At 62.5% G+C, this 25,498-nt stretch carries 22 protein-coding genes and 1 pseudogene; 14 read left to right on the top strand and 9 right to left on the bottom strand.

All coding sequences use genetic code 11. The features are described from left to right. Positions 1-18: 18 nt before the first annotated feature. Entirely contained in the window at positions 19-300 is a 282-nt protein-coding gene (locus XARJCFBP2528_RS20510; RefSeq protein WP_016902660.1) for a hypothetical protein, read from the bottom strand. 683 nt (positions 301-983) lie between these two features. Here XARJCFBP2528_RS20510 and XARJCFBP2528_RS20500 point away from each other — a divergent pair. Both XARJCFBP2528_RS20500 and XARJCFBP2528_RS20495 read left to right on the top strand, forming a co-directional pair. Continuing rightward, complete coding sequence (locus XARJCFBP2528_RS20500; RefSeq protein WP_016902662.1) at positions 984-2,084, top strand: DUF3182 family protein; 1,101 nt, start codon at positions 984-986, stop codon at positions 2,082-2,084. After that, a complete protein-coding gene (locus XARJCFBP2528_RS20495; protein ID WP_016902663.1) occupies positions 2,084-2,950 on the top strand; it encodes an alpha/beta hydrolase family protein in 867 nt (288 codons plus the stop codon). Before XARJCFBP2528_RS20500 ends, XARJCFBP2528_RS20495 begins: the two co-directional genes overlap by 1 nt. Before the next feature lie 115 nt (positions 2,951-3,065). Here XARJCFBP2528_RS20495 and XARJCFBP2528_RS20490 read toward each other — a convergent pair whose 3' ends face one another. Together XARJCFBP2528_RS20490 and fabR are read right to left on the bottom strand one after the other, a co-directional pair. Then, entirely contained in the window at positions 3,066-3,878 is an 813-nt protein-coding gene (locus tag XARJCFBP2528_RS20490; RefSeq protein WP_016902664.1) for a hypothetical protein, read from the bottom strand. A gap of 617 nt (positions 3,879-4,495) precedes the next feature. Further along, entirely contained in the window at positions 4,496-5,143 is a 648-nt protein-coding gene (gene fabR, locus XARJCFBP2528_RS20485) for an HTH-type transcriptional repressor FabR (RefSeq protein WP_016902665.1), read from the bottom strand. Positions 5,144-5,236: 93 nt separating this feature from the next. Between fabR and XARJCFBP2528_RS20480 the strand changes: the two genes are divergently transcribed. The 3 genes from XARJCFBP2528_RS20480 (at position 5,237) to XARJCFBP2528_RS20470 (ending at position 8,868) form a co-directional block, all read left to right on the top strand. Then, positions 5,237-6,313: a ferredoxin reductase gene (locus tag XARJCFBP2528_RS20480; protein WP_026064359.1), complete on the top strand. Its 1,077-nt coding sequence runs from the start codon at positions 5,237-5,239 to the stop codon at positions 6,311-6,313. 9 nt (positions 6,314-6,322) lie between these two features. Next, entirely contained in the window at positions 6,323-7,447 is a 1,125-nt protein-coding gene (locus tag XARJCFBP2528_RS20475; RefSeq protein WP_016902667.1) for a fatty acid desaturase family protein, read from the top strand. Between the two features lie 89 nt (positions 7,448-7,536). After that, positions 7,537-8,868 (top strand): IS4 family transposase, encoded by a 1,332-nt coding sequence (locus XARJCFBP2528_RS20470; protein WP_016905121.1) that lies wholly within the window; start codon positions 7,537-7,539, stop codon positions 8,866-8,868. Between the two features lie 314 nt (positions 8,869-9,182). Here XARJCFBP2528_RS20470 and XARJCFBP2528_RS20465 read toward each other — a convergent pair whose 3' ends face one another. Continuing rightward, positions 9,183-10,742, bottom strand: coding sequence for an EAL domain-containing protein (locus tag XARJCFBP2528_RS20465; RefSeq protein WP_016904459.1), 1,560 nt, complete (start codon positions 10,740-10,742; stop codon positions 9,183-9,185). Between the two features lie 382 nt (positions 10,743-11,124). Between XARJCFBP2528_RS20465 and XARJCFBP2528_RS23945 the strand changes: the two genes are divergently transcribed. Then, positions 11,125-11,301, top strand: a complete 177-nt coding sequence (locus tag XARJCFBP2528_RS23945) for a hypothetical protein (RefSeq protein ID WP_010374782.1) — start codon at positions 11,125-11,127, stop codon at positions 11,299-11,301. Positions 11,302-11,897: 596 nt separating this feature from the next. Here XARJCFBP2528_RS23945 and XARJCFBP2528_RS20455 read toward each other — a convergent pair. From XARJCFBP2528_RS20455 to ubiK, 3 genes are all read right to left on the bottom strand, one after another. Then, positions 11,898-12,407: a lipocalin family protein gene (locus XARJCFBP2528_RS20455; RefSeq protein ID WP_016904460.1), complete on the bottom strand. Its 510-nt coding sequence runs from the start codon at positions 12,405-12,407 to the stop codon at positions 11,898-11,900. Between the two features lie 281 nt (positions 12,408-12,688). Then, a complete protein-coding gene (locus XARJCFBP2528_RS20450) occupies positions 12,689-14,209 on the bottom strand; it encodes a YifB family Mg chelatase-like AAA ATPase (RefSeq protein ID WP_016904461.1) in 1,521 nt (506 codons plus the stop codon). 15 nt (positions 14,210-14,224) lie between these two features. Continuing rightward, complete coding sequence (ubiK, locus tag XARJCFBP2528_RS20445) at positions 14,225-14,503, bottom strand: ubiquinone biosynthesis accessory factor UbiK (protein ID WP_016904462.1); 279 nt, start codon at positions 14,501-14,503, stop codon at positions 14,225-14,227. Positions 14,504-14,693: 190 nt separating this feature from the next. Here ubiK and XARJCFBP2528_RS20440 point away from each other — a divergent pair, with 190 nt between their 5' ends. Continuing rightward, positions 14,694-15,032, top strand: a complete 339-nt coding sequence (locus XARJCFBP2528_RS20440) for a P-II family nitrogen regulator (protein WP_016904463.1) — start codon at positions 14,694-14,696, stop codon at positions 15,030-15,032. Positions 15,033-15,036: 4 nt separating this feature from the next. Here the strand turns inward: XARJCFBP2528_RS20440 and XARJCFBP2528_RS24315 are convergent, their stop codons facing one another. Continuing rightward, the gene (locus tag XARJCFBP2528_RS24315; RefSeq protein WP_016904464.1) at positions 15,037-15,171 is read right to left on the bottom strand and encodes a hypothetical protein; all 135 of its coding nucleotides are present in this window, start codon (positions 15,169-15,171) and stop codon (positions 15,037-15,039) included. 313 nt (positions 15,172-15,484) lie between these two features. Here XARJCFBP2528_RS24315 and XARJCFBP2528_RS20435 point away from each other — a divergent pair, with 313 nt between their 5' ends. The 6 genes from XARJCFBP2528_RS20435 to XARJCFBP2528_RS21720 all read left to right on the top strand — a co-directional run bounded on the left by XARJCFBP2528_RS20435 (position 15,485) and on the right by XARJCFBP2528_RS21720 (position 23,688). Beyond that, positions 15,485-17,467 (top strand): glycoside hydrolase family 84 protein, encoded by a 1,983-nt coding sequence (locus tag XARJCFBP2528_RS20435; protein ID WP_026064812.1) that lies wholly within the window; start codon positions 15,485-15,487, stop codon positions 17,465-17,467. A 422-nt stretch (positions 17,468-17,889) separates the two neighbouring features. Beyond that, positions 17,890-19,034 (top strand): IS3 family transposase gene (locus tag XARJCFBP2528_RS20425; protein WP_155410737.1). Its coding sequence is split into 2 segments (ribosomal slippage): positions 17,890-18,127 and positions 18,127-19,034, totalling 1,146 coding nucleotides; the frame shifts between segments, so codons are not numbered across the junction. 115 nt (positions 19,035-19,149) lie between these two features. Next, a complete protein-coding gene (locus tag XARJCFBP2528_RS20420; RefSeq protein WP_162200832.1) occupies positions 19,150-20,421 on the top strand; it encodes a Mu transposase C-terminal domain-containing protein in 1,272 nt (423 codons plus the stop codon). Beyond that, positions 20,418-21,317 carry a TniB family NTP-binding protein gene (locus XARJCFBP2528_RS20415; RefSeq protein WP_016901983.1) on the top strand — a complete coding sequence of 300 codons (900 nt, stop codon included), beginning with the start codon at positions 20,418-20,420 and terminating at the stop codon, positions 21,315-21,317. The genes XARJCFBP2528_RS20420 and XARJCFBP2528_RS20415 overlap by 4 nt, the downstream gene beginning before the upstream one ends. Continuing rightward, positions 21,314-22,333 carry a TniQ family protein gene (locus XARJCFBP2528_RS24480; RefSeq protein ID WP_080591319.1) on the top strand — a complete coding sequence of 340 codons (1,020 nt, stop codon included), beginning with the start codon at positions 21,314-21,316 and terminating at the stop codon, positions 22,331-22,333. The genes XARJCFBP2528_RS20415 and XARJCFBP2528_RS24480 overlap by 4 nt, the downstream gene beginning before the upstream one ends. A 755-nt stretch (positions 22,334-23,088) precedes the next feature. Beyond that, positions 23,089-23,688 carry a type III effector gene (locus XARJCFBP2528_RS21720; protein WP_144422148.1) on the top strand — a complete coding sequence of 200 codons (600 nt, stop codon included), beginning with the start codon at positions 23,089-23,091 and terminating at the stop codon, positions 23,686-23,688. A gap of 1,013 nt (positions 23,689-24,701) precedes the next feature. Here XARJCFBP2528_RS21720 and XARJCFBP2528_RS23625 read toward each other — a convergent pair. After that, positions 24,702-24,875, bottom strand: a pseudogene (locus tag XARJCFBP2528_RS23625) (kinase); the annotation flags it as partial. A 6-nt stretch (positions 24,876-24,881) separates the two neighbouring features. On the opposite strand from XARJCFBP2528_RS23625, the gene XARJCFBP2528_RS20400 reads away from it, so the two are divergent. Then, positions 24,882-25,493 (top strand): PH domain-containing protein, encoded by a 612-nt coding sequence (locus XARJCFBP2528_RS20400; RefSeq protein ID WP_016901979.1) that lies wholly within the window; start codon positions 24,882-24,884, stop codon positions 25,491-25,493. Positions 25,494-25,498 lie beyond the last annotated feature (5 nt).

Genomic DNA, 25,498 nt, shown 5'->3' with positions numbered 1-25,498 from the left:
CTGCTCAATACGTGCTGCTCAACTATTGCGTGTGCCCAGCCGCTGCCAGCAATCGGTAGCCAACTGTTCGTAGTTGGACTGGGTGCTGGATGAGATGAAGTGATGCTCCAGGCGGTCGCGAAACAGGCGCAGACGTTCCTGATCGCTCGAACGCGGCGCCTGTAGGTAGATATCGCAGGCCATTTTCACCACCGGGGACAATTCGCTGAACTTGCCTGCACCCAAGTTGCCCTGGGCGTGCCGCGCCTGCCAATGCGCGATTTCGGCTTGTACATCGATGACGGATGGGTCTCTGCTCATGACTTCGCGTGGTCCGGGTTAAACAAACTTGACATGCAGGGTAACTGCGGCTGTGTCAACGAATGATCATCGAACACGACTATTCAACGCGTTGCGGTGGTGCGTGCTTAACTGGTCAGCTTGCGTTTGCGCCTCTACACGCTGCGTATGCAGGCAATGTCGCGCGTGGACTGCAGTTGTGATCGAAGTCGTAGCGTCGTGCTGAGCAACAGCCAGCAATCGATTGCATTGGCTGCAATGTCGGCAATCGAGGTACGAGACTTGCCATCGCGCATCGGCTAGTAGCTGCGTTGATGAGCGATAAAACGCCCACGCAATGCCGCAATTTACGGAAGATTCTGAATCGTTCCACACTTGTGTAACGTCTGATGCTTAGGATGTGGGATGACTTTAGGGAGATGAGAGTACTCAGGATGCAGGACAGCGAAAGCAGCCGTAAGCCGCAAGCCGCCAGCGGTACCTCCGAAGCACGCGTGTGGTGGCATGCCTTGGTGGAGCTACGAGGGGGACGTGTCGCCATCAGCTTGATCGTCGTCCTTGCGATCGTATTTGCGTTCTATCTGACGCTGAAATAAGCCGGTTCTCCCAGGCATCGCGTAGCGCTGCATCAATGCCTGCGTGCGTCTCAACTGTTTGAACAAGCCAGCAACGGCACGCAGCTCGACGCTGCGAGGGGAGACGTGATGGCGCACAAGCAGTACTGCCAGGTCGTGGGGCATGTCACGCGGCCGGTGCCCGAGTACGGTCACGAGCGTGCCACGCATGCCTGGGTCTGCGGTGAAATTGCGCGATTGTTGGGCGTACGCGGCGCAGGGCATGCCAGTGACTCCAAGCATGCTGTCCCCAAGACCGTGTTTCATGTGCCCGATGAGACCTTGACCTCGGAACAGGCGCATGGACTCGGTATCGATGACGCGGCGGACCTGCTGGGCGGCATCGTGCCGCATGCCTTCCTGGCGACCAAGGTGATCGGCCACCCGCTCATTGGCGACCACGCAGCCAGCATCGCCGGATGGAACCAGGCATTGGCCACCGCGCTGATCCCGGCTACATTGGTGGGCTATACGGTGTTTTCGCGCATCGATGCCCTGCGTGCATTGGAGATCCTGCTTCCGGACGGCGGTGTGCGACTCAAACTGCCGACCGGCGTGGGTGGCAATGGCCAATGGCGCATCGCCGGCGCAGCGCACCTCGCGCAGGTGCTGGACAGCCTGCCGGAGCACTATCTGGGCACGCATGGCGCGGTGCTGGAGCGCAATATCCTGCAGCCCGTGACGCACAGCGTTGGCGAGCTCTGCGTGGCTGGTGTCCAGATCGCCTATTACGGCACGCAATGCAGCGTGCGCAACATGCAGGATGAAGAGGTCTACGGCGGCTCGTCGCTGCATGTGTATCGCGGATCGCTCGAGGCACTGGCCATGACCGCGCTACCGTCGCTGCAACAGCGCGTGGTCGAGCAGGCCTGCAGATACGATCGATTCATCACCGCCGCCTATCCTGGGTTGCACATCTCGCGGCGCAACTACGACGTGGTCAGCGGCGACGATGGGCAGGCCGGTCCGGTCTGCGGTGTGCTGGAGCAATCCTGGCGCGTCGGCGGCGCGACACCGGCCGAGCTTGCCGCGATCTCCAGCTTTCAGGATGACGCCAATCTGCGGTGGGTGCACGCATCCACGCATGAGATCTATCAGGGCGAACCGCCCGCGGATGCGCAGATCTACTACCGCGCAGAGCGCGCCGGGCCGGGTCCACGCTTCAAATACAGGAAGGTATTCACCCCATAATGGAAGCCAAACTTTCCAGCATCCAGATCCCGGTCGACCAGGACGAACTCAGCGGCACCTTGCTGACGCCCACCGGCATTCCCGCCGTGTTGTTCGTCCATGGTTGGGGCGGCAGCCAGCACCACAGCCTGGTGCGTGCGCGCGAAGCGGTTGGCCTGGGCTGCATCTGTATGACCTTCGACCTGCGCGGTCACGAAGGCTATGCGTCGATGCGCCAGAGCGTGACACGCGCGCAGAACCTGGACGACATCAAGGCGGCCTACGATCAGCTCGCTGGCCTGCCGTACGTCGATCCGCAGTCGATCGCGGTGGTTGGGCTCAGTTACGGCGGCTATCTGTCAGCATTGCTGACGCGCGAACGCCCGGTGGAATGGCTGGCGCTGCGTTCGCCCGCGCTCTACAAGGACGAGCACTGGGATCACCCCAAGGTGAGCCTCAACGCCGATCCGGAGTTGATGGACTACCGGCAACGCGTGCTGACCCCTGACGATAATATCGCCCTGGCGGCCTGTGCCGATTACAGGGGCGATGTACTGTTGGTGGAGGCGCAACACGATGTGATCGTGCCGCATCCGGTGTTGCGCAACTACGCCAATGCCTTCGTCAATGCGCGCTCGCTGAGCGCGCGCGTGATTGCCGGTGCCGATCACGCATTGAGCGTCAAGGAACACCAGCAGGAATACACGCGTACGCTGATCGACTGGCTGACCGAAATGGTGGTCGGCCGGCGCATCGCGCTGGCCAAGGAAGTGGTGGCCGCGCGCAAGCAGAGGCTCAAGCAGCAGAGCGATGCGCCATCCTCGCCTGGGCAAGGCGCGAACGAGTTCCGTGGCGATATCCGCGCGGTGGAGAACAGCTCCAGCTGATTCGAGCGTTCGCCAACGCGTCTCGTGCCTAATGGCGCTTTTGACAAAAAAGAACGGGCCCTCGGGCCCGTTCTTTTTCCAGTGTGAGCGTTGTTTAACGCCAGGCTGTCATGACTTAGACGCGCGGATCGGTCGGGTTGCGACGTGCCGCCTCATCGTGATTCTCGGAATCGAAGGCTTCGCGCACTGCATGCTTGGCCTTTTCCCAGCTCAGACGCGAGTTGGACTTGAACCGGTCCCAGCCATCGCCCAGGTCGCGTTCCAGATGGTCGTCCCACTGGCGGCCGGCATGTTGCTGGCGCGCCTGCATGCCATAACGGTAGGCCGGACGATAATCGTCATAGGAATACTCGGCATCGCGATAGCTCGCGCTGTCGAAGCGGCCTTCGTAATGCGTATCGCCCTCACGATAGACGCTGTGCGTGCGATCGGCACGTTCCCAGGCATCGCGCGCGGCAAGGCGCGCTTCTTCCCATTCCAGCCGCGATTCGCCGCGATTGCGCGGCCACTCGCCGGCCAGGGTCGCTTCGGTTTCTTCCCAGGTGCTGGTCGGCCGCGTTTCGCGCGCCTGCAGGCCGAAGCCGTAGACGGTGGCGTAATCGCGGTCGTAATCGGTGCCTTCCTTGTAGTAAGGACGGTTCTGATGTTCCTGGCGCCAGTATTCGGTTTCCACCGTCGGATCCAGGCGCTCGGCCACGCCTTTGCCGGCTGCAGCGCCGGCCACCACGCCCACCGCAGCGCCGATCAAGGTGCCCAGCGGGCCGAACACCGTGCCGGCCAGCGCGCCTGCGGCAGCGCCGCCTGCGATGCCGCCAACACCGACACCCACCGGATGCGAACCGGGTGCACCGGAGATTGGATCACGATTCAGATCCTGCGCTTCGGCCTTGCGTTCCTGCTTGTCGAGAGGGGTGTCGTGGTTGCTCATGTCGTCTCCGGGGTGCCTGTAGGTGCGTCTGTCGAGCAGATCGCGAACGTGGCGCCACCTTGGACAGGGCGGAGTGAAACGCATGTGCTTGGACGTGAGTATCGTCGCGACAAGACTGAACTGTGCATCTATCGGTATGGATGAGGTTGCTGACGCCGGCCTGCAACATCGCGCTCAAGCAAGTTCATCGTGCGGGTCTTTTGATTAAGGCCTCGACTTATTGGTGTAGACGGATAATCTCGACCACGTCGTCAGCCGATAACGCCAAGCTTTTCTCCGCAAAGCAGTGGTCTGCAGAACGTGCGACCGTAGCGCGCTGCAGGTCGTTGAAATACCTTCCTACGCGAGCAGGCAGTGCAGCTGTTGCATCGATCACTATTTCTGGCTGGCTTTGCGAAACGCAGTACCTGCGACCATGGCGATGCACGGGCGCTCGAATGACGCTCGACGCGGCAACGCAGGTGGACTGCGCCATCATGACCACAAAGTCATTGACGCACTGACAGTGCAGACGTGCGATGTAATCCGTACGCAGCCAGCCAGGCTGCAGCGCTCAACGATCAAGCGTCATAGATGAAAGCGGGGCAGGCACGCAGGCCTCCAACGTCGAACCACGCTCACCCGCCGTGCGTGCCCAAGGTGCGTGCGCCGGTCAATATCATGCGCAGCATCTGCGAGATCTGTTCGATCAATTCGGGATCTTTTTCCGGCGGCGAGTCCATCGCCACCGCGCCCATCGCAAACACCAGCCGGGTGATCGCCTTGGACACCAGCGCCGGTGCATGCAGCTTGGCATTGTCGGCGGCGGCCAGGCGGATCAGGTCCACCCGCAGCTCATCTTCGAAATAGCTGAGCTCGCGCTCCACCGCCTGCTTGAATGCATCCGAGCCCACTGCGCCCTCGCGCAGCAGCACATGCAGCAACTTGTCGTCGGCGCGCAGCTGTTCCATGAAGGCTTCGACCGACACGCGGATGACGCTGCGGTCGGTGGAGGTGGCGCGCTGGCGGGCCTGGCCGATGATGGTGCGCAAAGAACGCCCGGCCAGATCGATCAAGGCCACCGCCAGCTCGTCCATGTCGCGGAACTGGCGATAGAAGCTATTCGGCGCGATGCCGGCTTCGCGTGCCACCTCGCGCAGGCTCAGCGTGGACAGGCTGCGGTGCGGTCCGATCAGCGACAGCGCCGCGGCGATCAGGTCCTCGCGTGAAATCGCCGGCTTGCGTGACGGCGGCGCGTCTTGGGAAGGCAGGGCGATGGAAGTCATGAGGCGGCAGCCGGGCGTGGGCCTGAATCATAGCTCCTCTGATCGATATACAACTGTATACACGGATGTGCATGCATGCGTATAGTGCAATCCATGAACCTGGCATCTCCTCCCAAGTCCAAGTCCCCATTGCCGACGCGTCTGGCGCGCCGGCTGGTGTCGCCGCAGCTGTTCGACTTCTGGGCGACCCGGCTCAACCCGCTGTGGACGCTGGAACGGCCGATGGCCCGCCTGGTCGCGCGCACGGCCGCCAGCCGCGACGCGGTGACCCTGGTGCTGCGGCCCAACGGCCACTGGCAGGGCCTGCAGGCCGGCCAGCACGTGAGCCTGGGCGTGGAGATCGACGGCCGCCGCCTGCTGCGCAGCTACAGCCCGACCGTGCTGGCCGATGGCCGCCTGGCGATCACCGTCAAGGCGATCGAGGGCGGGCTGGTCAGCCGTTACCTGGCCGGCGCTGCGCCGATCGGGACGGTGGTGTCGCTGGATCCGGCCTTCGGCGACATGCTGCTGCCGACCACCCCGACGCCGCTGTTGCTGCTGGCGGCCGGCTCGGGCATCACCCCGATGCGCGCGTTGCTGCAGGCCGCCGCGCAGGCCGGCATGCCGATGGACGTGGACCTGCTTTACTGGGTGCGCCAGCGCGACGAAGCCTGCTTCGTCGACGAATTCGAGGCGATGGCCGCCGCCCATCCGCGCTTGCGCGTACGGCTGCTGACCACCCGCGAAGGCGCCACGCCGGCGGCGCGCATCGATACCTATCCGTTGGAGCAGATTGCCGATCTCTCCAGCCGTCACGTCATGGTCTGCGGGCCGGGCGGTTTCGTGCAGGCGGCGCGTGCGCGCCTGCAGGGCCGCGTGGCCGCGTTCCAGGCCGAAGCCTTCAGCGTGCCGACGCTGGAAGACGGCGAAACCGGTGACGTGCAGGTCCAGCTGTCACGCAGCGGCCGTACGCTCAGCCTGCCGCGCGGCCAGTCGCTGCTGGAAGGACTGGAAGCGCAAGGCCTGCGCCCGAAGTACGGCTGCCGCATGGGCATCTGCAACAGCTGCGCCTGCGCGCGCCAGTCCGGCACCACGCGCCACCTGTTGACCGGTGAGCGGAGCAACGAACCCACCGCACAGGTCCGCCTGTGCATCAGTGCCCCGAGCACTGACCTGATCCTGGATCTGTAAGGAATCTTCATGAGCCGAGTCCATAACCGCGCCCTGTCCGCTGCCGAACTGCAGTCCTTCGGCGACGAGCTCGATGCCATCCGCGCCCGCGTGCAGAGCCAGGTCGGCGCTGCCGATGCTCGTTACATCCGCCGCATCGTGGCGGCTGTGCGCTGGACCGGCGTGGCCGGTCGCGCGCTGCTGTTCCTGGGTGCGTTCGTGCACAGCGTGTTGATTCCGGCGTGGATCGCCGGCGTGGTGCTGCTGACCCTGTCCAAGATCCTGGAGAACATGGAGCTGGGCCACAACGTCATGCACGGCCAGTACGACTGGATGGGCGATCCGCAGCTCAACGGCAACGCCTACGAGTGGGACATCGTTGCCACCGGCGACAACTGGCGCAAGACGCACAACTTCAAGCACCACACCTACACCAATGTGCGCGGCATGGACGACGACATCGGCTACGGCCTGCTGCGCATTTTCCCCGAGCAGCGCTGGCGCCCGTTCTACCTGCTGCAGCCGTTCGTGGCGGTGTTCTTTGCGCTGCTGTTCGAATGGGGCGTGGCCATCCAGGACCTGCGCCTGGGTCGCTGGTTCGCCGGCAAGATGAAGGCGGCCGAATTGCGCGCCTCGTTCCTGCCGGTCGGCCGCAAGATGGGCCGCCAGATGCTCAAGGACTACATCGTGTTCCCGCTGCTGGCCGGCCCGTTCTTCCTGACCGTGCTGCTGGGCAACCTGGCCGCCAACGTGCTGCGCAGCATCTGGACCTTCGTGATCATCTTCTGCGGCCACTTCACCGCCGATGCGGAAGTGTTCCCGAAGGAGTCGATCCGCAACGAGTCGCGCGGCCACTGGTATCTGCGTCAGCTGCGGGGTTCCTCGAACCTCACCGGCGGCAAGCTGATGAACGTGCTGTCGGGCAATCTGAGCCACCAGATCGAGCATCACTTCTACCCGGACCTGCCGGCCAATCGCTACGCGCAGATTGCGGTCGAGGTGAAGCAGGTCTGTGCGCGCTACGGCCAGCACTACAACACCGGCTCGCTGCCGCGTCAGTTCGGCCAGGTGATGTGGCGGATCGTGCGGCACGCGTTCCCGAGCCGGCCCAAGCCGGTACGCCGTCAACGCGAAGGCGCCTTGCAGAGCGCCTGATCGAAAGGGCCGCCCTTGGCGTAATGCTGTTCACTTAAGCAATTGAGTTACCGAAAATCTGGTATCAGACCTCTGGTATCGGATTTTTTGTGTCCCTTCAACAGCAGCTGTTCGACCTTGGCGATCTGTTCAACTTCTCCGACCTGAGCACGTTTACGCAGAATATTCCGGTGGAGTGGGTGGCCAGCGCGCTGGAACTGTCTTCCAAGGCCAGCATCCGGCGTCGGCGTCTTCCCAGTGATCAGGTGTTGTGGCTTGTCCTGGGCATGGCGTTGTTCCGTGACGAACCGGTGCACGAGGTCGCACGTCGTTTGAACATCTGCGCACAAGGGCTGGCCTCAGAAGATCTGTTGGCTCGCAGCGGTGTCAGTCAGGCGCGCGCGCGACTGGGCGCCGACCCGGTCCACCACCTGTTTGCAACGACTGGGGCGCAGTGGGGATGCGAACGCTACAAAGGCGATGAATGGCAGGGATTGCAGGTCTTTGCCGTGGATGGCGCGCTGCTGCGGACGCCAGACACTGAAGAACTGCGCGAACATTTTGGTTCCGGTAATACCAGCACGGACCGTCAGACACCATTTCCCATGCTGCGATTGGTTGCACTGATGAACGTACGCTCGCATGTCTTGCTCAATGCCCAGCTCAGTCCGTACCGGCGCAGCGAAATTCGCTTGAGCGAGCCGTTTCTACACTCCATTCCCGACCATTCGGTCACCTTGTTCGACAAAGGATTCTGGAGCGCTGATCTGTTGCTTTCGCTAGCCAACACTGGCACTGCACGCCACTGGCTGACACCAGCACGCAAAGGCCTGGTGGCTGAGGAAATCACGCGTTATGGCACTGATGATCGGTTACTGCGCATGCGTGTCTCGCCGCAGGCCAGAAAACGCAATCCAGCGCTTCCCACGCACTGGGACGTACGTGAAGTGAGCTATCTGCATCAGGGGAAGAGAAAGTCGGTGCTGACCTCGTTGCCTGTCACCACTTACAGCACCAAGTCTGTCGCACTGCTTTACCAGGAGCGATGGGAAATCGAACTGAGTTTGCGCGACATCAAAAGCTCGATGCAGCACAACGCGACGACCTTACGTAGCAAGAAGATCGACTTGGTGTACCAGGAGGTCTGGGGGTTGCTGCTGGCTTACAACATCATTCGACGTGAAGCCGGTCAGGCAGCGGAGGCGTTTGGCAAAACGCCTTCGGACATCCGATTCAAACCGGTTTGCCAGTACATCGCAGTGCAACTCATCGTGATGGCCGCAGCCAATCCAGCTTCCGCCACAGGAAGACGCTTATCCCAGCTTCGCTCAGGCATCGCGAGCCTGTTCCTCGATCACCGTCCAAGGCCTACCCGGCCAAGGACGGTGAAGATCTCGAAGACCCGCTATCCGGTAGATCGGAAGGCTGCTCCGCCTAAGTGAACAGCATTACGCCCTTGGCGGCCCTTTTTTTGGGGTGCAGTCAGTCCCTGTTTGATCGCCACACGAGATTGCGCCTCGTCGGGTGCCCAGCATCGGTGCTTGTGGCAGGGGGTGAACGCAAAGCGGTAGCGCCAGCTCGGGCAACACGCTTTCGGGCAATTTGAGCTTGCGTGCGGGTGAGATCAGCACCTGCGCTGCGATTCGAGCATGCCGTGCGCGCACAACGTTTATCGCGGTGCCTGGATTGCCGTGGCCGTTGGTCGACTGCGCGTCCTGACGGTTCAGGTCAGTGCAGGGCGCCGTCCCGGCGCCGGTCAGTGCGCAGCGCCGCGCATCAGTGCGTGGTAGGCGATGAAGCCGGTGGCCGGCAGCGCGCGCGAGAACAGCCAGCCCTGCGCCAGATCCACGCCGTGCGCGCGCAGATAGTCCAGCTGCTCCTGCCGTTCCACCCCTTCGGCAATGGTGCGCAACTGCAGCGTCTTGGCCATGTCGATGATGTGCGAGGTCACCGCGCTGGTGGCCGAGTGGGTGCCGATGGTATCCACGAACGACTTGTCGATCTTCAGCGCGTCCAGCGGCAAGCCTTGCAGGTACTGCAGGCTCGAGTACCCGGTGCCGAAGTCGTCGATCGACACCGTGTGGCCGGCACCGCGCAGGTGGGTGATGGTGGTACGTGCCGCTTCGATGTCCATCAGGCTGCGTTCGGTCGCCTCCACCCACAACTGCCCGCTGTCCACGCTGGTGCCATGCAGCGCCTGCGCAAGCACGGTCTGCACACGGCCGCTCTTGATGTCTTCGGCGGAGACATTGATGGCCACGTGCAGGGAGGGGTCGGTCGCCAGGGTGGGGCCGAGGTCGCGGATGACTTCGGCCACCACCAGATCGGTGATCGGCAGGATCAAACCGCTTTCTTCGGCCAGCGGGATGAAGGCATCGGGCGGGATCAGCACGCCATCGGGTTGCTGCCACCGCACCAGCGCCTCGGCACCGACGCAGGCACCGGTGTCCAGCGCGATGATCGGCTGGTAATGCACGACGAACTCGTTGCGCTGGACGGCGATCTCCAGCCGTGCCAGCGGCGACAACCGCCGCCGCGATACCCAGATCACCAGGCTGACCAACAGCAGCGCCAGCGCAATGCCGACCGGCACCACCTGCAGCCGCGCCGCCGCCAGCGGCCCCCGCAGATAGGCCGCCGGCTCGGTGACGACCGCGGCCCAGTCGCCGCGGCGGTCGCGGCCGGACAACACCTGGCCATCTGCGTCGGTGCCGGATGCATCGGTCGGCGGTGCGATCAGCAGCCGCTCGGCGGCAGTGCCGGTGCTGCTCAGGATCTGCCCGTCCGGCGTGCCGATCGCCAACTGCAGGCCGGGCGGCAGATTGATGTCGGTCAGCGTGGTCGGATTGATCAGGACGTTGTAGTCGCGCAGCTGCAGGGCCATCAACGGGTGTTGCGGATTGGCCAACGGACGCAGCCGCGTGGTGACCGCGATGCCGCGCTTGACCACGAAGTCGGCCGTGGTGTGGGCAACGGTCGCCGGCGATGGTCCCCACGAGGTGCAGCGCAACCGGCCCTGCTGCATGTATCCCAGTTCGACGATGTAGTGACTGGCCAGCACCAGCGCGCGCATCTGCCCCAGATGCGATTGGGAGCAGGGCTGCAGCTGCGATGCGGCCATGCTCAGGAGCGCACCATGCGCCTCGTCGAAGGCGGTGTCGGTGCGCCGTATCGACAGTGCCGCGAGCTGCGCGAGTTTGCTTTCCTCGCGGTCCAGCGCCAGCCGCCATGCCAGGTAGTAGGACAGGCTGACCGGAAGCGTTGCGCACAGCACTACCAGCAACACGGTCAGACTGATGATGCGTTGACGCTTCACCTCACCACCCACATCTGCGTGGAGGCGTGCTCACGCACAACAGCCCGTGCAGAGCGGCGCTGACACGCATCGCCCCACGAATGGCGTGGCGTATTTGCGCCGCGCACGGACGTGCCGCGCGAGGACGCTGGAGACAGTGACGGTGGACTGATGAGGCTGCACGTCGCGAATGTACGACAGACGCGCGGGTTGCGCGCGTCCGCGGGGCGAAGCAGATGTGATTTTCTGCAAATGACGGTGCCGGCAGGTGTGGTAATCGGCCTCGTCAATGGATTCACGCGCCTGCACCAGGCAGCGCGCTAGGGTCGGGTGGTCTGTGCTCCCAAGCGGGAGCCGCGGCGCCATCCGGCCCCGTGCAAGGCACTTTCCTGGAGGAATCACCATGACAACGCAGAAAGAACGCGTCGGCGGCACCGATGCAGTGCCGATCTTCAAGATGCAGGAAACCACCCGCGATGGCGAGCTGACCAAGTACGTGGTCGGCGACACCGGCGTCGCCTTCGACAGCCTGGAAGGCGCGCAGGCTGCGGCCAAGGATCTGGGCACGCTCAACGGTTGAGCCGGGCTTCAATCCGGTCGCCAATCGTCGAATACCAGATAGGCGAGGGGGTAGATCGAGGGGCGCGGCGCCCTCACCGCTTGCGGGACACGCCGTGCATCTGTCCGTATAGGCTCCTTGGCGGCATTGATGCCGCCAAGGGTCCCGCAACCAGCAGGGGTCCCGCACTAGCAAGTTGGTCGGCTGCTTTCTCGAAAGCGTGTTCCTGAGCTTGTGGCGGGCAGAGGAGACGTTTGTCGGTTGCGCGTTGAAAACCTGTGTGCTGCGCGGCTTGGGATGGGAAGCCGGTGGCACATGCAGTGATCCGACCAACCATGTCTTGCCCTGCTTGCTCCATGCACACCGACCATCTCGACTGGTCCTTGCCTGCCTACCATCGCGTAAGAGCCTACATGGACGTACTTGCGGCGTGTCCCGCGATGGTAGGCGGGCAAGGGCCCTGCAGCCAAGTCGCAGATCAGCCGCTCTAGAGTTGGTCTGGCTCTACAGTCGAGCTACCCGTAACCCCGATCCTCAAAGACACAAGACCTTCGCTGGCCCGGAGTGCGTGCCCTAGCGAGCAGGTTGAAGGCTGCTTTGCCAGCTCTGCGCAGCAGTCAGGGAAGTGGCTGCTCCGTCAGCCGCCCGGTGTGCGGGGTGTGGATCAGCGGGGCCAAATCGAAGCCCTGCTCGCGCGCATGCGCCAGATAGGCCTGGGTGATGTTTTCGTCCAGCTGCGGCAGCCTTGCCAGCAGCCACAGGTACTTGCGGTCGGGGCCACCGACCAGCGCGGCGGTGTAGTCCGCATCGATGCGCATCACCCAGTAATCGCCTTTGGTGAAAGGAATCCAGCGCAGGCCTTCGGGGAGGAAGGTGACTTCCAGCCGCGCGTTGCTGTCGTCGATGGCGCGCGCCTGCCCGATTGCTTCTTCCAGTTCGCCCTCGGCGGTCAGGCAGCGGTTCTGCACCCGCACCGTGCCATCGTCCTGCAGCGAATAGTGCGCCGACACGTCGGTGCAATCGGCATCCTCGAAGCGAATCGGCAGCCGTGCGATTTCGTACCAGGTGCCCAGATAGCGATTCAGATCCAGGGACGGGACGGTGACTAGGTCGGGGAGTCGGCTCATGGCGGCCTCTGCGCAGTGGTGTGGCGGACGTTGTACGTGCATTGCCATGAAATGGATGTTGCGACGCTGGAGAGAGCGTGTGGACGTACCGGCGAATGCAGTGCTGCCCGATGCAAGCACGTGCACGCACCTTGCCGCCGAACCGGCAGCAGATAGTTCTGCGATGGACGCAGCGGTCGATCGCATGGCCGTCTCGAACTCCTCAACGTCCTAACGAAACAGCGCGGCATCGTCGTACGGTGGACCAATGCCACCACGTTGAGGCGTTTGGATCGGCGCTGCTACGCCGCGCTCGCCGTACCCATGGCGCGATCCAGTTTGCGGTAGCCAATGGCCTCAGTCAGATGCCGGGTGGCAATGGCCGCACTGTCGTCGAGATCGGCAATGGTGCGGGCCACGCGCAGGATGCGATGCATCGAGCGTGCGGACAGCTGCAGGTGTTCGATGGCGCGTTCCAGCAGCACCTGATCGTCGCCCTCCAGGCGGCAATGATGATCGGTCTGCGCCTGATCCAGCTGCGCGTTGGGTGCGCCGGCACGCGCGAGTTGCCGTCCACGTGCGGCAACCACGCGGGTGCGCATGCTGGCACTGTCTTCGCCGAGATTGCCGCTGCGCAAGGCTTGCGGGGGCAGTCGCGGCACTTCGACATGCAGGTCGATCCGGTCCAGCAACGGGCCGGAGATGCGGCTGCGATAGCGGCGGATGCTGTCGCTGCTGCAGCGGCAACGCCCGCTGCCATCGCCGGCCCATCCGCATGGGCACGGGTTCATGGCAGCAACCAGCTGGAAGCGTGCCGGAAAATCCACGCTGCGCGCTGCGCGCGAGATCGTCACCAGGCCGGATTCCAGGGGCTCGCGCAATACTTCCAGCGTCTGCCGCTGCCACTCGGGCAATTCGTCCAGAAACAGCACGCCGTTGTGGGCCAGCGAGATCTCGCCGGGGCGCGGATGTGTGCCGCCACCGACCAATGCGACCGCGCTGGCGGTATGGTGCGGGGCCCGGTAGGGCCGCTGCCGCCAGCGCGCAAGATCCAGCCCGCGGCCGCTGACCGAGGTGATGGCAGCGGTTTCCAGTGCCTCGGCCTCGCTGGATTCCGGCAACAGGCCGGGCAGGCGCGAGGCGAGCAGGGTCTTGCCGCAGCCAGGGCTGCCGACCAGCAATAAATGGTGACCACCGGCAGCGGCGATCTCCAGCGCGCGACGCGCGTGCGGCTGGCCGCGCACATCGGCCATGTCGGGCAGCGCGCGCGCGCCGAGCGCCGGAATCGCTACTTCGGCAGCAGGCGCCGGTTGGCTTCCGTTGAGCGCGGCGCAGACTTCCAGCAGCGTGCGTGCGGTAAAGGCCTCGACATGCCCGGCGACAGCCGCTTCGGCACCGTTGGCCAGCGGCACGATCAGCCGTCGCCCGGCCTGCGCGGCAGCCAGCGCGGCCGGCAGCACGCCATCGACGCCACGCAACTCGCCGGTCAACGCCAGCTCGCCGAGAAACTCGTAGTCGGCAAGGGTCTGGCGATCGATCTGCCCGCTGGCGGCCAGGATGCCGAGGGCGATCGGCAGGTCGAAGCGGCCGCCTTCCTTCGGCAAGTCGGCCGGCGCCAGGTTGATGGTGATGCGCCGCGCGGGAAATTCGAATTGTGCGCACAGCAGCGCCGCACGCACGCGTTCGCGCGATTCGCGCACCGCGGCCTCGGGCAGGCCCACGATCTGGGTGGAGGGAAGCCCGCCGGAGAGATGCACTTCCACCCGAACCTCAGGCGCATGCACCCCCACGCGGGCACGGCTGTGCACCAGCGCCAGACTCATGGTGGAAGGTCCTGGTCAGGGAGCGGCAGGCGGCGCTGTGGGCGTCGTCGCAGGCGCGCGGGCTTCCAGCGCGGCCACGGCCTGCTCCAGCGCGTCGAGTTTTTCGCGCGTGCGCAGCAGCACCGCGCGCTGCACGTCGAACTCTTCGCGGGTGACCAGGTCCAGCTTGCCCAGGCCGGCCTGCAGCGCGCCCTTGAAGGTGCTCTGCAGTTCTTCGCGCGATTGGCGCAGGCCCGGCGGCACCAGGTCGCTGAGGCGGCGGGCGAGGTCGTCGAGCTGGTTGAAATCGATCATGGGTGTTCTCCGCAGGTCCGTAGGAAGCCTAGTGCAGGCCGGACACGCGGGACATCGGCAAGGCAGTCGGCAGGCGGTAAGGATAGTCCCATTCGACTGTCGGCCGCGGTGACGGGCGCACGCTGCTGGGTGAGTGTTACGGCCGTCCACGGTATGCTGCGCGCCCTGTCATGCCGCTGGATTTGCACCGATGAAAATGATCATGGCCATCGTCAAACCGTTCAAGCTCGACGATGTGCGCGAAGCGCTCGCCGGCTGCGGGGTGGCAGGTATCACGGTCACCGAGGTCAAGGGCTTCGGGCGCCAGAAAGGGCACACTGAGCTGTATCGCGGTGCCGAATACGTGGTCGATTTCCTGCCCAAGGTGAAGATCGAAGTGGCGGTGACCGACGACCAGGCCGAGCGCGTGGTCGAAGCCATCGTGACCGCGGCCGGGACCGGCAAGATCGGCGACGGCAAGGTGTTCGTCTACGACCTGGGCAGCGTGGTGCGCATCCGCACCGGCGAACTGGACAGCGACGCGCTGTAAGGCGTCAGTGGGCAGCGCCTTCGGCCGACATTGCGCCGTTGGTGCTCAGGGGATTGGCCGGTTGCTGAGATACCGCATCCGTCATCGGCGGATTGCCGCGACGCAGCGCCACGGCGTCCACCACTGCGTCGTGGGTCACTGTTCGCCGTGGACAGGCGGCATCTGGCATCGGCGGTCGACGCAGCTGAGAAACGTTGAGCCGGCTCGATTTCACTCGAGCAGCTGGCCTGCCACACGACCCGAGCGGTGCCATGCCACGCAACCTGCTCATACCATTTCAATACCGAAGAGTGGATCCAGCACCTGAGGCCCGCAGCGGCACAGGCGCCATGCCCTCGAACAAGCTTTTGGCTCCCGGCCTGATTTGAGTGTCCCAAGATCGGCCCGCTTGTCGCCACGCGATGACTTGCCTACTCTAGGGCCTAATACCATTTCAATACCGGAGTTCGGGGATGAAGCGACGCGATAGGAAGTCGGGCTTGCGCCCGCTCTCGCTCTGGCTGGCAGCAGGCCTGGCAGCGGCAACAGTCCCCGCGCTGGCCCAGCCGGTCACCCAGCCGGCGATCTTCCCCGCCCCGGTTTCGATCACGCTCGAGGGTGGCACCGTCGCGCTGGGGCAATCAGTGGTGCTGGTGGTGGCGCCGGGTGCGGATCCGGAGTCGGTCGCGTTGGTACGCCGCATCCTCGGTACGGCCGGCGTCGCCAAGATCGCCACCGCGGCGCGTCTGCCGGCCACGCTCGACCGCCCGCACATCGTGCTCGGCACCGGCGAGGCGGCAGTGGTGCGCGATGCGCTGACCCGCAGCAAGGCGGTGCAGGACACCCACAAGGAGGGCTATACGCTCGCCAGCGTGGCGCTCGGCACCGGCAGCCTGATCACGCTGGCCGGTCAGGACAACGAGGGGCTGTTCCATGCGGCGCAGACGTTGCGCCAACTGGTCGAGCGCCCGGCCATTCCGACCCTGGCGATCCAGGATCATCCGGCGATGCCGATCCGCGGCACCATCGAAGGCTTCTACGGCGCGCCATGGTCGATGGCCGACCGCAGCAAGCACATCGAGTTTCTCGCCCGCAGCAAGGCCAATACCTTCATCTACAGCCCCAAGGACGACCCGTACGCGCGCGACCGCTGGCGCGAGGCATATCCGGCCGCCACGCTGAAGGCGCTGGGCAAACTGGCGGCCACCGCCAGGCGCAACCATGTCGACTTCGTCTATGCGATCTCGCCGGGGCCGACGGTGTGCTTCTCCGATCCGGCCGATGTCAAGGCGCTGCTGCGCAAGTTCGATGCCTTCCGCGCGCTGGGTGTGCGCAGCTTCTACGTGGCGCTGGACGATATCGAATACACCAAGTGGAACTGCGAGCGCGACAAGACCACCTTCGGCGCGTCCGGCGCGCAGGCGGCCGGTATCGCGCAGTCGCATCTGCTCAACCTGGTGCAGGCCGATCTGGTCGCCCGCCACGATGCAGCCTCGGAATTGATCATGGTGCCGACCGAGTATTACGACGCCAAGGAAAGCCCGTACAAGGAAGCGCTGCGCAAGCATCTGGACCCGAAGATCGTGGTGCAGTGGACCGGCACCGACGTGGTGCCGCCGGCTATTTCCATTCCCGATGCACGCGCGGCGACCAAGGCGTTCGGTCGCAAGACGCTGCTGTGGGACAACTACCCGGTCAACGATTTCGAAACCTCGGCCGGGCGCCTGCTGATGGCGCCGTATGCGCGGCGCGAGGCCGGCCTGTCGGCGGAGTTGTCCGGCATCGTCTCCAACCCGATGAATCAGGAAGTGCCCAGCCGGGTCGCGGTGATGGGGCTGACCGCCTTCGCCTGGAACGACGCCGGCTACGACGCCCAGCGCACCTGGCATGCGGCCGCACGCGACCTGGCCGGTGGCGACGCGCAGGTGACCGCCGCGCTGCTGACCTTCTTCGATACCCAGCATCTGGCGCCGACCTTCGGCAGCCAGCCGTGGCAGGAACAGGCGCCGCGGCTGAAGGCCGTGCTCGACCATGTGCGCGAGGCGATTGCGCTGGGCGATGCAGCGGCGCGCAGCCAGGCCATCGCCGAGCTGGTGCGCACGGCCGATGTGTTCGCGGCCGCGCCGCAGAGCATTCGCGCAGGCGTGGCCGACAAGGGCTTTGCGGAGCAATCGCGCCCCTGGCTGGAGGCGATGGAAGCCTGGGGCCGCGCGCTGCAGCAGACCGCGGCCGGGCTGGAAGCCGCCAATCGCGGTGACGCGCAGGCGGCAGTTGCGTTTGCCGATGCCAAGCGGATCGCTGCCGAAGCCGCAGCGATCCCCTCGATCCCCGGCGCCACGCGCTTCGGTGGCCCGGTCAAGATCGCCGATGGCGTGCTGGACCGCTTCGTCGCCGACGCGCCGCGCCTGATCGCCTACCGCGCGCCGGCGGCAGCCGAAGCGGCCGGCGCGCAGTGAGGAGCCGGGGCGGCGACCGGACGACCGGCTAGCCGCCTGGAGGGCGCCGCCGGTGCACGGCATCGGCGCGTGACCCTGTCCACTGTGGTTTCCCCGCGCCGTTGCGCACCACCTGGCGATTGCTCGCCAGGAAGATCGGCGCACCGTTGGCGTGGTGACAATTGGCAGAGTCTTTGCAACCGTATCGCCCAATCTCAAAGGCTTGGGCTTCAAGATGCGAGCGAAGGTATTGCAACCCACTGGCAAAGTTGGTGACACTAGCTTCGAATTCGATCCAAGTGACGCCACTGGGTTCCCAAGGCGCTTGCCGCCCGCTCGAAAAATTGGCCTAGGCCGCCGTGCACTTACCGGTCTCATCCTGATACGCCCAGGGTTTCCTAGACATCTCAAGGCCATGGAAAATGGCTGATTCGGAGGTGTCCATGAGCAGTAAGCGGTATACGGATGAGTTCAAGATCGAGGCGGTCCGGCAAGTGACTGATCGTGGGTTCAAGGTGGCAGAAGTCGCCGAGCGACTGGGTGTCACCACGCACAGCCTCTACGCCTGGCTGCGCAAGTTCGGCAAGCCTGGCGTGGTGCAGCGCGCCGAGGTGGACCAGAGCGCCGAGGTTCGGCGGCTGAAGGCAGAGTTGCGTCGAGTGACCGAGGAGCGCGACATCCTAAAAAAGGCCGCCGCGTACTTTGCCAAGGGGTAAAGGCAAAGTACGCCTTCATGCAAGCCCACTGCGGGGAATTCAGGGTGTGTGCGATGTGCCGGGTGTTGCGGGTCAACCGGGCGGGTTATTACGCCTGGTTACGCTCGCCCGACAGTGAGCGCGCCAAGGAAGATGATCGCTTGCTTGGACTAATCAAGCACCACTGGCTGGCCAGCGGCAGTGTTTATGGGCATCGCAAGATCACCACGGATCTGCGCGATCTAGGTGAGCGTTGTAGTCGCCATCGGGTGCATCGGCTGATGCGCACCGAGGGACTGCGTGCCCAGGTGGGCTATGGTCGCAAACCGCGCTTCCATGGAGGGATGCAGTGCAAGGCGGCTGCCAACCTGCTTGACCGACAGTTCGACGTGACGGAGCCGGACACGGCCTGGGCGAGTGATTTCACCTTCATCCGCACGCATGAAGGCTGGATGTATTTGGCTGTTGTGATCGATCTGTTTTCCAGGCAGGTCGTCGGCTGGGCGATGCGCGATCGGGCCGACACCGAGTTGGTCGTGCAGGCCTTGTTGTCTGCGGTGTGGCGGCGCAAACCCAACGCTGGTTGCTTGGTTCATTCGGACCAAGGGTCTGTCTACACCAGCGATGACTGGCGCAGTTTCCTGGCGTCCCATGGCTTGGTGTGCAGCATGAGTCGGCGTGGCAACTGCCACGACAACGCACCCGTGGAGAGCTTCTTCGGCCTGCTCAAACGCGAGCGGATCAGGCGGCGGATCTATCCCACCAAGGACGCCGCTCGCGCCGAGGTATTCGACTACATCGAGATGTTCTACAACCCCAACCGCCGCCACGGTTCAACTGGCGACCTGTCCCCTGTAGAGTTTGAACGGCGCTACGCGCAACGAGGGTCTTGAGTGTCTACGGAACCCTGGGCGTATCAGTCGACGCATGGACCTAGAGCCACCTAACGAAAGTACGCTGCGAAGGCGTATCGCCAGTCTGGCTGAAAAGCAGGTTGTCGAAAAGCGCATGGGCCGCAAAGCAGCCCAGGACCGATTCGACGCCCGCCCAGGGCGCTTTGAGGGTGCGGATTGGCCTAACGCGGTCTGGCAAATTGATCACACGCCAATGGACGTGGTGATCGTCGACGACGTGTACCGCCGACATATCGGACGCCCTTGGCTGACGGTAGCTATCGACGTGTACTCCCGTTGCGTCGCCGGCTTCCATCTGTCGCTCGACAAGCCCAGTGAAGTGTCGGTAGGCATGTGCTTGGTGCATGGCATGCTCAACAAAGAAGGCTGGCTGGCGAAAATGGGCATCCCATCGCCGTGGCCTATCTATGGCCGCCCAGACACTGTGCAAGCCGACAACGGCAAGGAATTCCATGGTGAGATGATCAGTCGCGCTTCGGCTGCCTACGGCTTCCGCCTGGAGTGGCGAATGGTGGAGACCCCGCACTGGGGAGGTCACATCGAGCGCCTAATTGGCACAACCAATGCCGAAATCCAAACAATCCCGGGCACAACATTTGCCAACGCTGCTGCGCGAGGCAAGTACAAGCCACACGAAGAGGCCATCATGACCTTCGCTGAGTGCGAACGTTACGTCGCCGAATACATCTGTGGCATCTATCACCAAGCGGTCCATTCAAGTCTCAAACGGCCACCAATTAAACAGTTTGAGGCTGGTGTGCTTGGTGACGGTACGACACCTGCGCGTGGTCTACCTGCGCCAATTGCGGACCCCAAAAGACTGCGCCTCGACTTCATGCCGGTGCTGAAGCGCACGGTGCAAGCCTACGGCCTGGCGATCGACGGCATCCGTTATTACGATCCTGTTTTGGACCCATGGGTCGGACGGCGCGACCCCAAGACCAAGAAGCCACTGAGTTTTCTAGTGCGACGGGATCCTCGGGATATCAGTGTGGTTTGGTTTCTCGATCCGGATATTGATCAGTACTACGCGGTGCCCTACAGGAATTTGGCATGGCCGCACATGACGCTATGGGAACTGCGCGAGATTCGTGTGCAGCTCAAGCGAGAAGGTCGCGCCGAGGTAGATGAGGACTTGATCTTCGAGACCTATGAGCGGCTGACGAAGCTCAAAGAGGATGCTCAGGCAAGCACCGTGAAAGCCCGTATGGCGATGCAAAAGCAGCGCGAGCGCGGCCGGCGTCGATCGATTGAAGAAGCACAATCCGGTACCCAAGTCCGCAAAGTTTTGCCTTTGCCTGCTGAAGAAGAGTGGGGCGACGAGTCAGGTGAACTGTCACCTTATGAGATCAAGTTGAAAAGATGAGCGACCTAGAGCATCTTCTGCCGGAAGTTCGCGCGGTGATGGATCAGTCGCCTGCGATGCGTCTACGGCAAATGCAGGGAAGCAAGTGGTTTAACTATGCCGCTGCTGAAACGATTCTGCAGCGGATGGAAACCTTGCTTGATCATCCCCCGACACATCGCATGCCAGGCATCTTGCTGCTTGGAGAATCCAATAGCGGAAAGACCTCACTCGGCTTGGAGTTCATGAGCAGGCACCCTGTCGATCCGAACTTGGAGGGCGACGCGGTACGCGTGCCTGTCCTTCGGATCGAGATGCCACCAAATCCAGATGAAACGCGAATCTACGACGAAATTCTTCTGCAGCTCATGCAGCCATTTCGCACAAAAGACCCTATCAGCGTAAAAGCACGCCAGGTCCAGACAGCACTGAAGATCGTCGGTGCCAGAATGCTGATCTTTGATGAGTTCCAGGCTGTCCTAAGCACAAGAAACGATCGGAGGCGCCTCGTACTTGAGGTCATCAAGCATCTCAGCAACACACTGCAGGTGCCTATCGTCGCTATTGGCACCGCCGAAGCTCATGTGGCGATCTCCAAAGATGAGCAGCTAGCCAACAGGCTGCATCCTGTTTGGATGCCTATTTGGCGACTCGATACGGAATTCCGCCGCCTAATGGCGGCATTTCAAGCAACACTTCCACTGCGGGAAAAGTCACCTTTGCAGGATAAACGAGTTGCTGCGCTCATACTCGAACTAAGCGAAGGTCTGTTGGGCGAGATGAATCTTTTGCTATCTAAAGCTGTGGAAGAGGCGATGGGGACAGGGAGGGAGTGCGTCGATGAGCAGTTATTACGCTCGCTCGATTACATTCCTCCGTCTCAGCGCCGGCAGCAGCGACGCCCAGTGAAAGCATGATGACGTGGGGTGGCGCAAGTTGGTGCGCTCACCCCAGGCTTCACGAGGGGGAGAGTTTTTCGTCTTGGCTACACCGTAGCGCCCAGGCCAATGGTGTCGGTGACCACAGTTTCTGCCAGCAGGTGCTCGGTGAACGCGCATCATGGAATCGCGACATTGATCGATTCGCTGACGCTAGCATGCTGCTCGCCGCTGCGAATTCGACAGGTGAGCGCATCGAGCGACTCCGAAACAGCGTAATCGCCAGCGTTGAGGGGCGAATGTTCAAGGAGCATCGTGGTCGCGGTGAACTTACCTGGGTGTTGCCAATTGGAATAAGGAGTAGAAAGAGAAAAGCTTTCGGTCAGCAGTGCTGTCCTGTATGCCTATCCGATGAACAGCCTTGGCTCCGGCTCAAGTGGCGTTTCGCATGGATGACCGTTTGTTCGATACATCAAGTCGTTCTACACGATGCTTGCAGGAGGTGCGGCTCTCCTATCATCCTGCACCGAATCAGCTCACATCCGCAGCGCGGGTTGCTGTGTAGTCACTGCGGCGACAGGCTAGCTGGCGTAGGCCTGCCTGCGACACAGGCAGAGGTGCAATTCCAACGCCGACTTGAGCGAGCTTTGGACAGTCGTTGGATGAACTGGTACGGAGTGCCTAACGCACCTTTGGAAATATTCAATGGTCTCCGTGCTCTGTCCCGGGGGCTATACACGAGCAGTCATGGCGTAGGGTTGGTGGAGCTCATGCCCAGCGGTATGTATCGAGCCAGGCCGACCCAACTTAGTCTTGGCATCGAGCACTGGCGACTGGAGCATCGGCGGTATGCAATGAGTGTTCTGCGACACGTCCTCATCGGGTGGCCAACCACTTTTCTCGCAAAAGGGATTGACCATCGCCTTTATCGTGGTCGCTTCGACGACGGAAAAGGCTCACGGCAGCCGGCTTGGCTAGATCAAGTGCTTCGGAGATTGGAGCGATCAGTACCCAACTTCCACAATCGGTGGGCGGGGCATCAGAAGAAAAAATGAGACGTAGTGGAGGGTCGGCATGATGTTTCTTATCGATCGGCGCCGATGACAAACAGCGGGTCGGGACTGATCGGCTTATCGTTGATATCGATCACCCACACGCCCCAGTGCGTCGCAAAAAAAGTGGCCCATGCGGACATCTGTTGTCTCTTTACCGCTGTCAAGAGAAATAAACACCAACCACTTCGCTCAAGGGGTCATCTCTTCGATGAGTGTCGATGTCCCGTCGGTCTTGGCGTCACACTACTTACTCCTCAATACAGCGAGAGTTGATAGTGAGCAGCTGGTTATCTGATTTCAGTCGAATACTCGACACCTCAGCGAGGTCCAGTACGTCGACCCCGCCAGCCTCTGCAACTTATGGGAGTCCTGGAAGTACGAGCTACCGAAATGAGGTTTTTTCGGCGTTATCGCCTAGGCCTGCGCGCTCTCCCGAACAACCCGAACCTGCTGATTTTTACAACCGCCGTTCCAGCGTGAACCCTCTGAGCGGTCTTGGGGCGCAATCGGTCGTAAAGATTCATAAGGAGTGCGAACCCGAGGAACTTGGGGTGAGCAGCTTTAGCGGTCGCAAGGTCACCGTGCGCAGCACCACTCTAAAGAACTTGAAAATCGCTTCGGAGGTCTTGAGGGAGGTACGGCATATGCTTCCTCATGGGCCTGGAAACCAGGAGGCGGATGTCGTTCTTTCCAAAGGTGAGTCTTGGGCCAGGGCGTCCGTGGCGAGAACCCGAGTGAACCGGAGCAGTACCGTATTGGAATACGCGCGAGCAGCTGCGGAAGCACAAGGTGGCTATTGCAAAGAGCATGCAAGTCTTGCCTACGCCGCGCTTTCGACGAGAACAATCAATGCCCCCGTTATGCGGGTGAACGATCGGAACGTAGATCACTCTTACGTTGTAATCGGCGATCCAAGGGATCCGCAATGGGGGGAGCGCAACACCGTGGTGGTGGATCCCTGGGTTCGCCTCCCAACCGCCGTAACCCTTGCCGAAGGGGGGCCGCTTGGCTATACGCTCGGCCCGGGAGGAGATTTGAGAAGCGTCAACGCCCCCCTTGATCCAGACGCAACTGATCTTTTGAGCAGCATTCAGCCTGTAAGCCGTGCGGAGGTAGAGCAAATGCTCGCCGAAAACGACAAGCCTGCGATCGGCGATGCATTGGTCGACTATATCGATGAAAACGTAAAACCCCGGGTTCATTTCTACGACATACGCCGCTCCGCAAGAGATCCAAGTGTGAAGTATTCGGACAGTCGCCTCAGTGGTGGCAAGACAATGGACCAGATGACGAGTGCGGCGCTCAATTACGAGAAGCAAGCCAATCTTGCATTGCAGCGCCATCGCGGGGAGTGATCGCTTTCGACGTTGATGAGGGTGGGCAGGGATTCGTGTGAAAAACAGCTAAAAGTGAGCTAACTCGCTGTCTACACAGAACTTTCAAGAACCCTGCCGACCCTCAATTTAAATCAGTCCCGCGAGATCCTGCGCTTGAAGCGTGCTGCGCACAAATCCCTGAGGACCCTCGAAACTTCATTGCCGCGAAAGGGTTTCCGGGGCACAGTCACAATTGCTGCGGATAACCGCAGAGACCAAAAATTCTTTGCTGACAGCAGGTTAGCTCACTTTTAGCTGTTTTTCACACGAATCCCTGCCGACCCTCTGGTGCGCGTCTCGCTAGCCGCGTTGCGGGGGATAGCGGTCGCATTTGCGAAGAACCGCTCTTTCGGGGAATACTCGGATCACTCCAGAGAGGCAGGCGGCAATGCCGACACTCAACCTGGGTTGCACTCGGTAACTGATCAGGCGGGCAATGAACCAAGACGTTATATCGAAGGATTGCGCGGTCGGGATTGGCGGGTTCTTTGGGTAGGAGGGTGCCGGCAGATTGCAGGCGGGGCGAGTCCGCTTTATGTGGACATTGTATTTGTACACTATCCGTTCCTTGGACGCGGTACTGCATCTTGGCGTGTGGAAACTCGTCCCATCGAAGAGCTCGGACTCTACGGTGTTCAGTCTCTATGGCGCAATGGACGCATGGTGGGCTATGACTCAAAAAAACACCCTATAAGAACTCTGAAGATCCATCCGCGACCGATTAGCTCAGGCACTCCCGGAGGAAGAAATAGTCCTTTTTCAGAAGAGGAATATCCGTTTTATAAAAGAAGTATCACTGCGGACTGTTACACATTTGATTCGGCTGAAGGGGTGGAATTAATTGTGCCGTGTTGGCAAATTTTGCATGCTTGGTACTTATTTGACCCACAGATCATTCCTTACGTAATTGGCGGTATGCTGGACGCGAACCAAAATTACGGGATCGAGACTCCGTGGTTGCCAGGGACGCAATGTGATGCAGGGCATGTGACCTACCATGCGCGGCCCTCCTTAGCCGAGCATCGCGGCTCGGCGCTGCATGCGGCCTCGTCGGCGGTCGGCGCGATCCCGGCCAGGCGCTGGCGCATCTTCCGGAAATTGGCCAGGTCGCTGCGCTGCAGTTGCCGCACCAGCGTGCCGCGCCGCAACCAGCGCGGGAAGCGCCAGGGCAGATGGACGCATTGGCGCAGTTTTTGACGGACGAGCAGGACCCGACGGCAGTGGGCAGGATCCTGCCCAAGGTCACCGAGTTGCTGACTCGCGACGAGCAGGTCGAGTACATCGCGGTGCAGAAGAAGATGGTGATGAACCTGTCACCTGACGCGGTGGTGCTGACCAACCGCAGGTTCATTGTGGTCTACCCGAAACTGTTCGGCATGACGTTTCGCGATTTCCCCTGGCGCGAGGTGCTCGATGTGCACATGAGCGAACAGATGCTCGGGGCCACCATCATGTGCCGCACCACGCAGGGCGCGTACGCATCCATCGATAGCCTTCCAAAAAAGCAGGCGCGGCGGGTCTACGCCTATGCCCAGCAGGTGGAAGAATCCGCCTACGAAAAACGCCAGCAGCTGGAATTCGACAAGTTGCGCGCATCGGCAGGTGGCGTGGTGGTGCACGCACCCACCGCGCAGGGCAGCGCGTCCTCGTCACCGCAGAGCACGGCAGCGGCCGCGGACGATCCGATCCAGGTGCTGAGCAAGCTCAAGCAGCTGCTGGATGCGGGACTGGTGACCCAGGAAGAGTTCGACGCCAAGAAAGCCGAGGTGCTGGCGCGGTTGTAGGGCGC

Origin of the sequence: Xanthomonas arboricola pv. juglandis, assembly GCF_001013475.1 — a bacterium.
Taxonomy (GTDB): Bacteria; Pseudomonadota; Gammaproteobacteria; order Xanthomonadales; family Xanthomonadaceae; genus Xanthomonas; species Xanthomonas arboricola.
The sequence above is the reverse complement of the archived record's forward strand: the minus strand, read 5'-3'. Positions and strand labels throughout refer to the sequence as shown.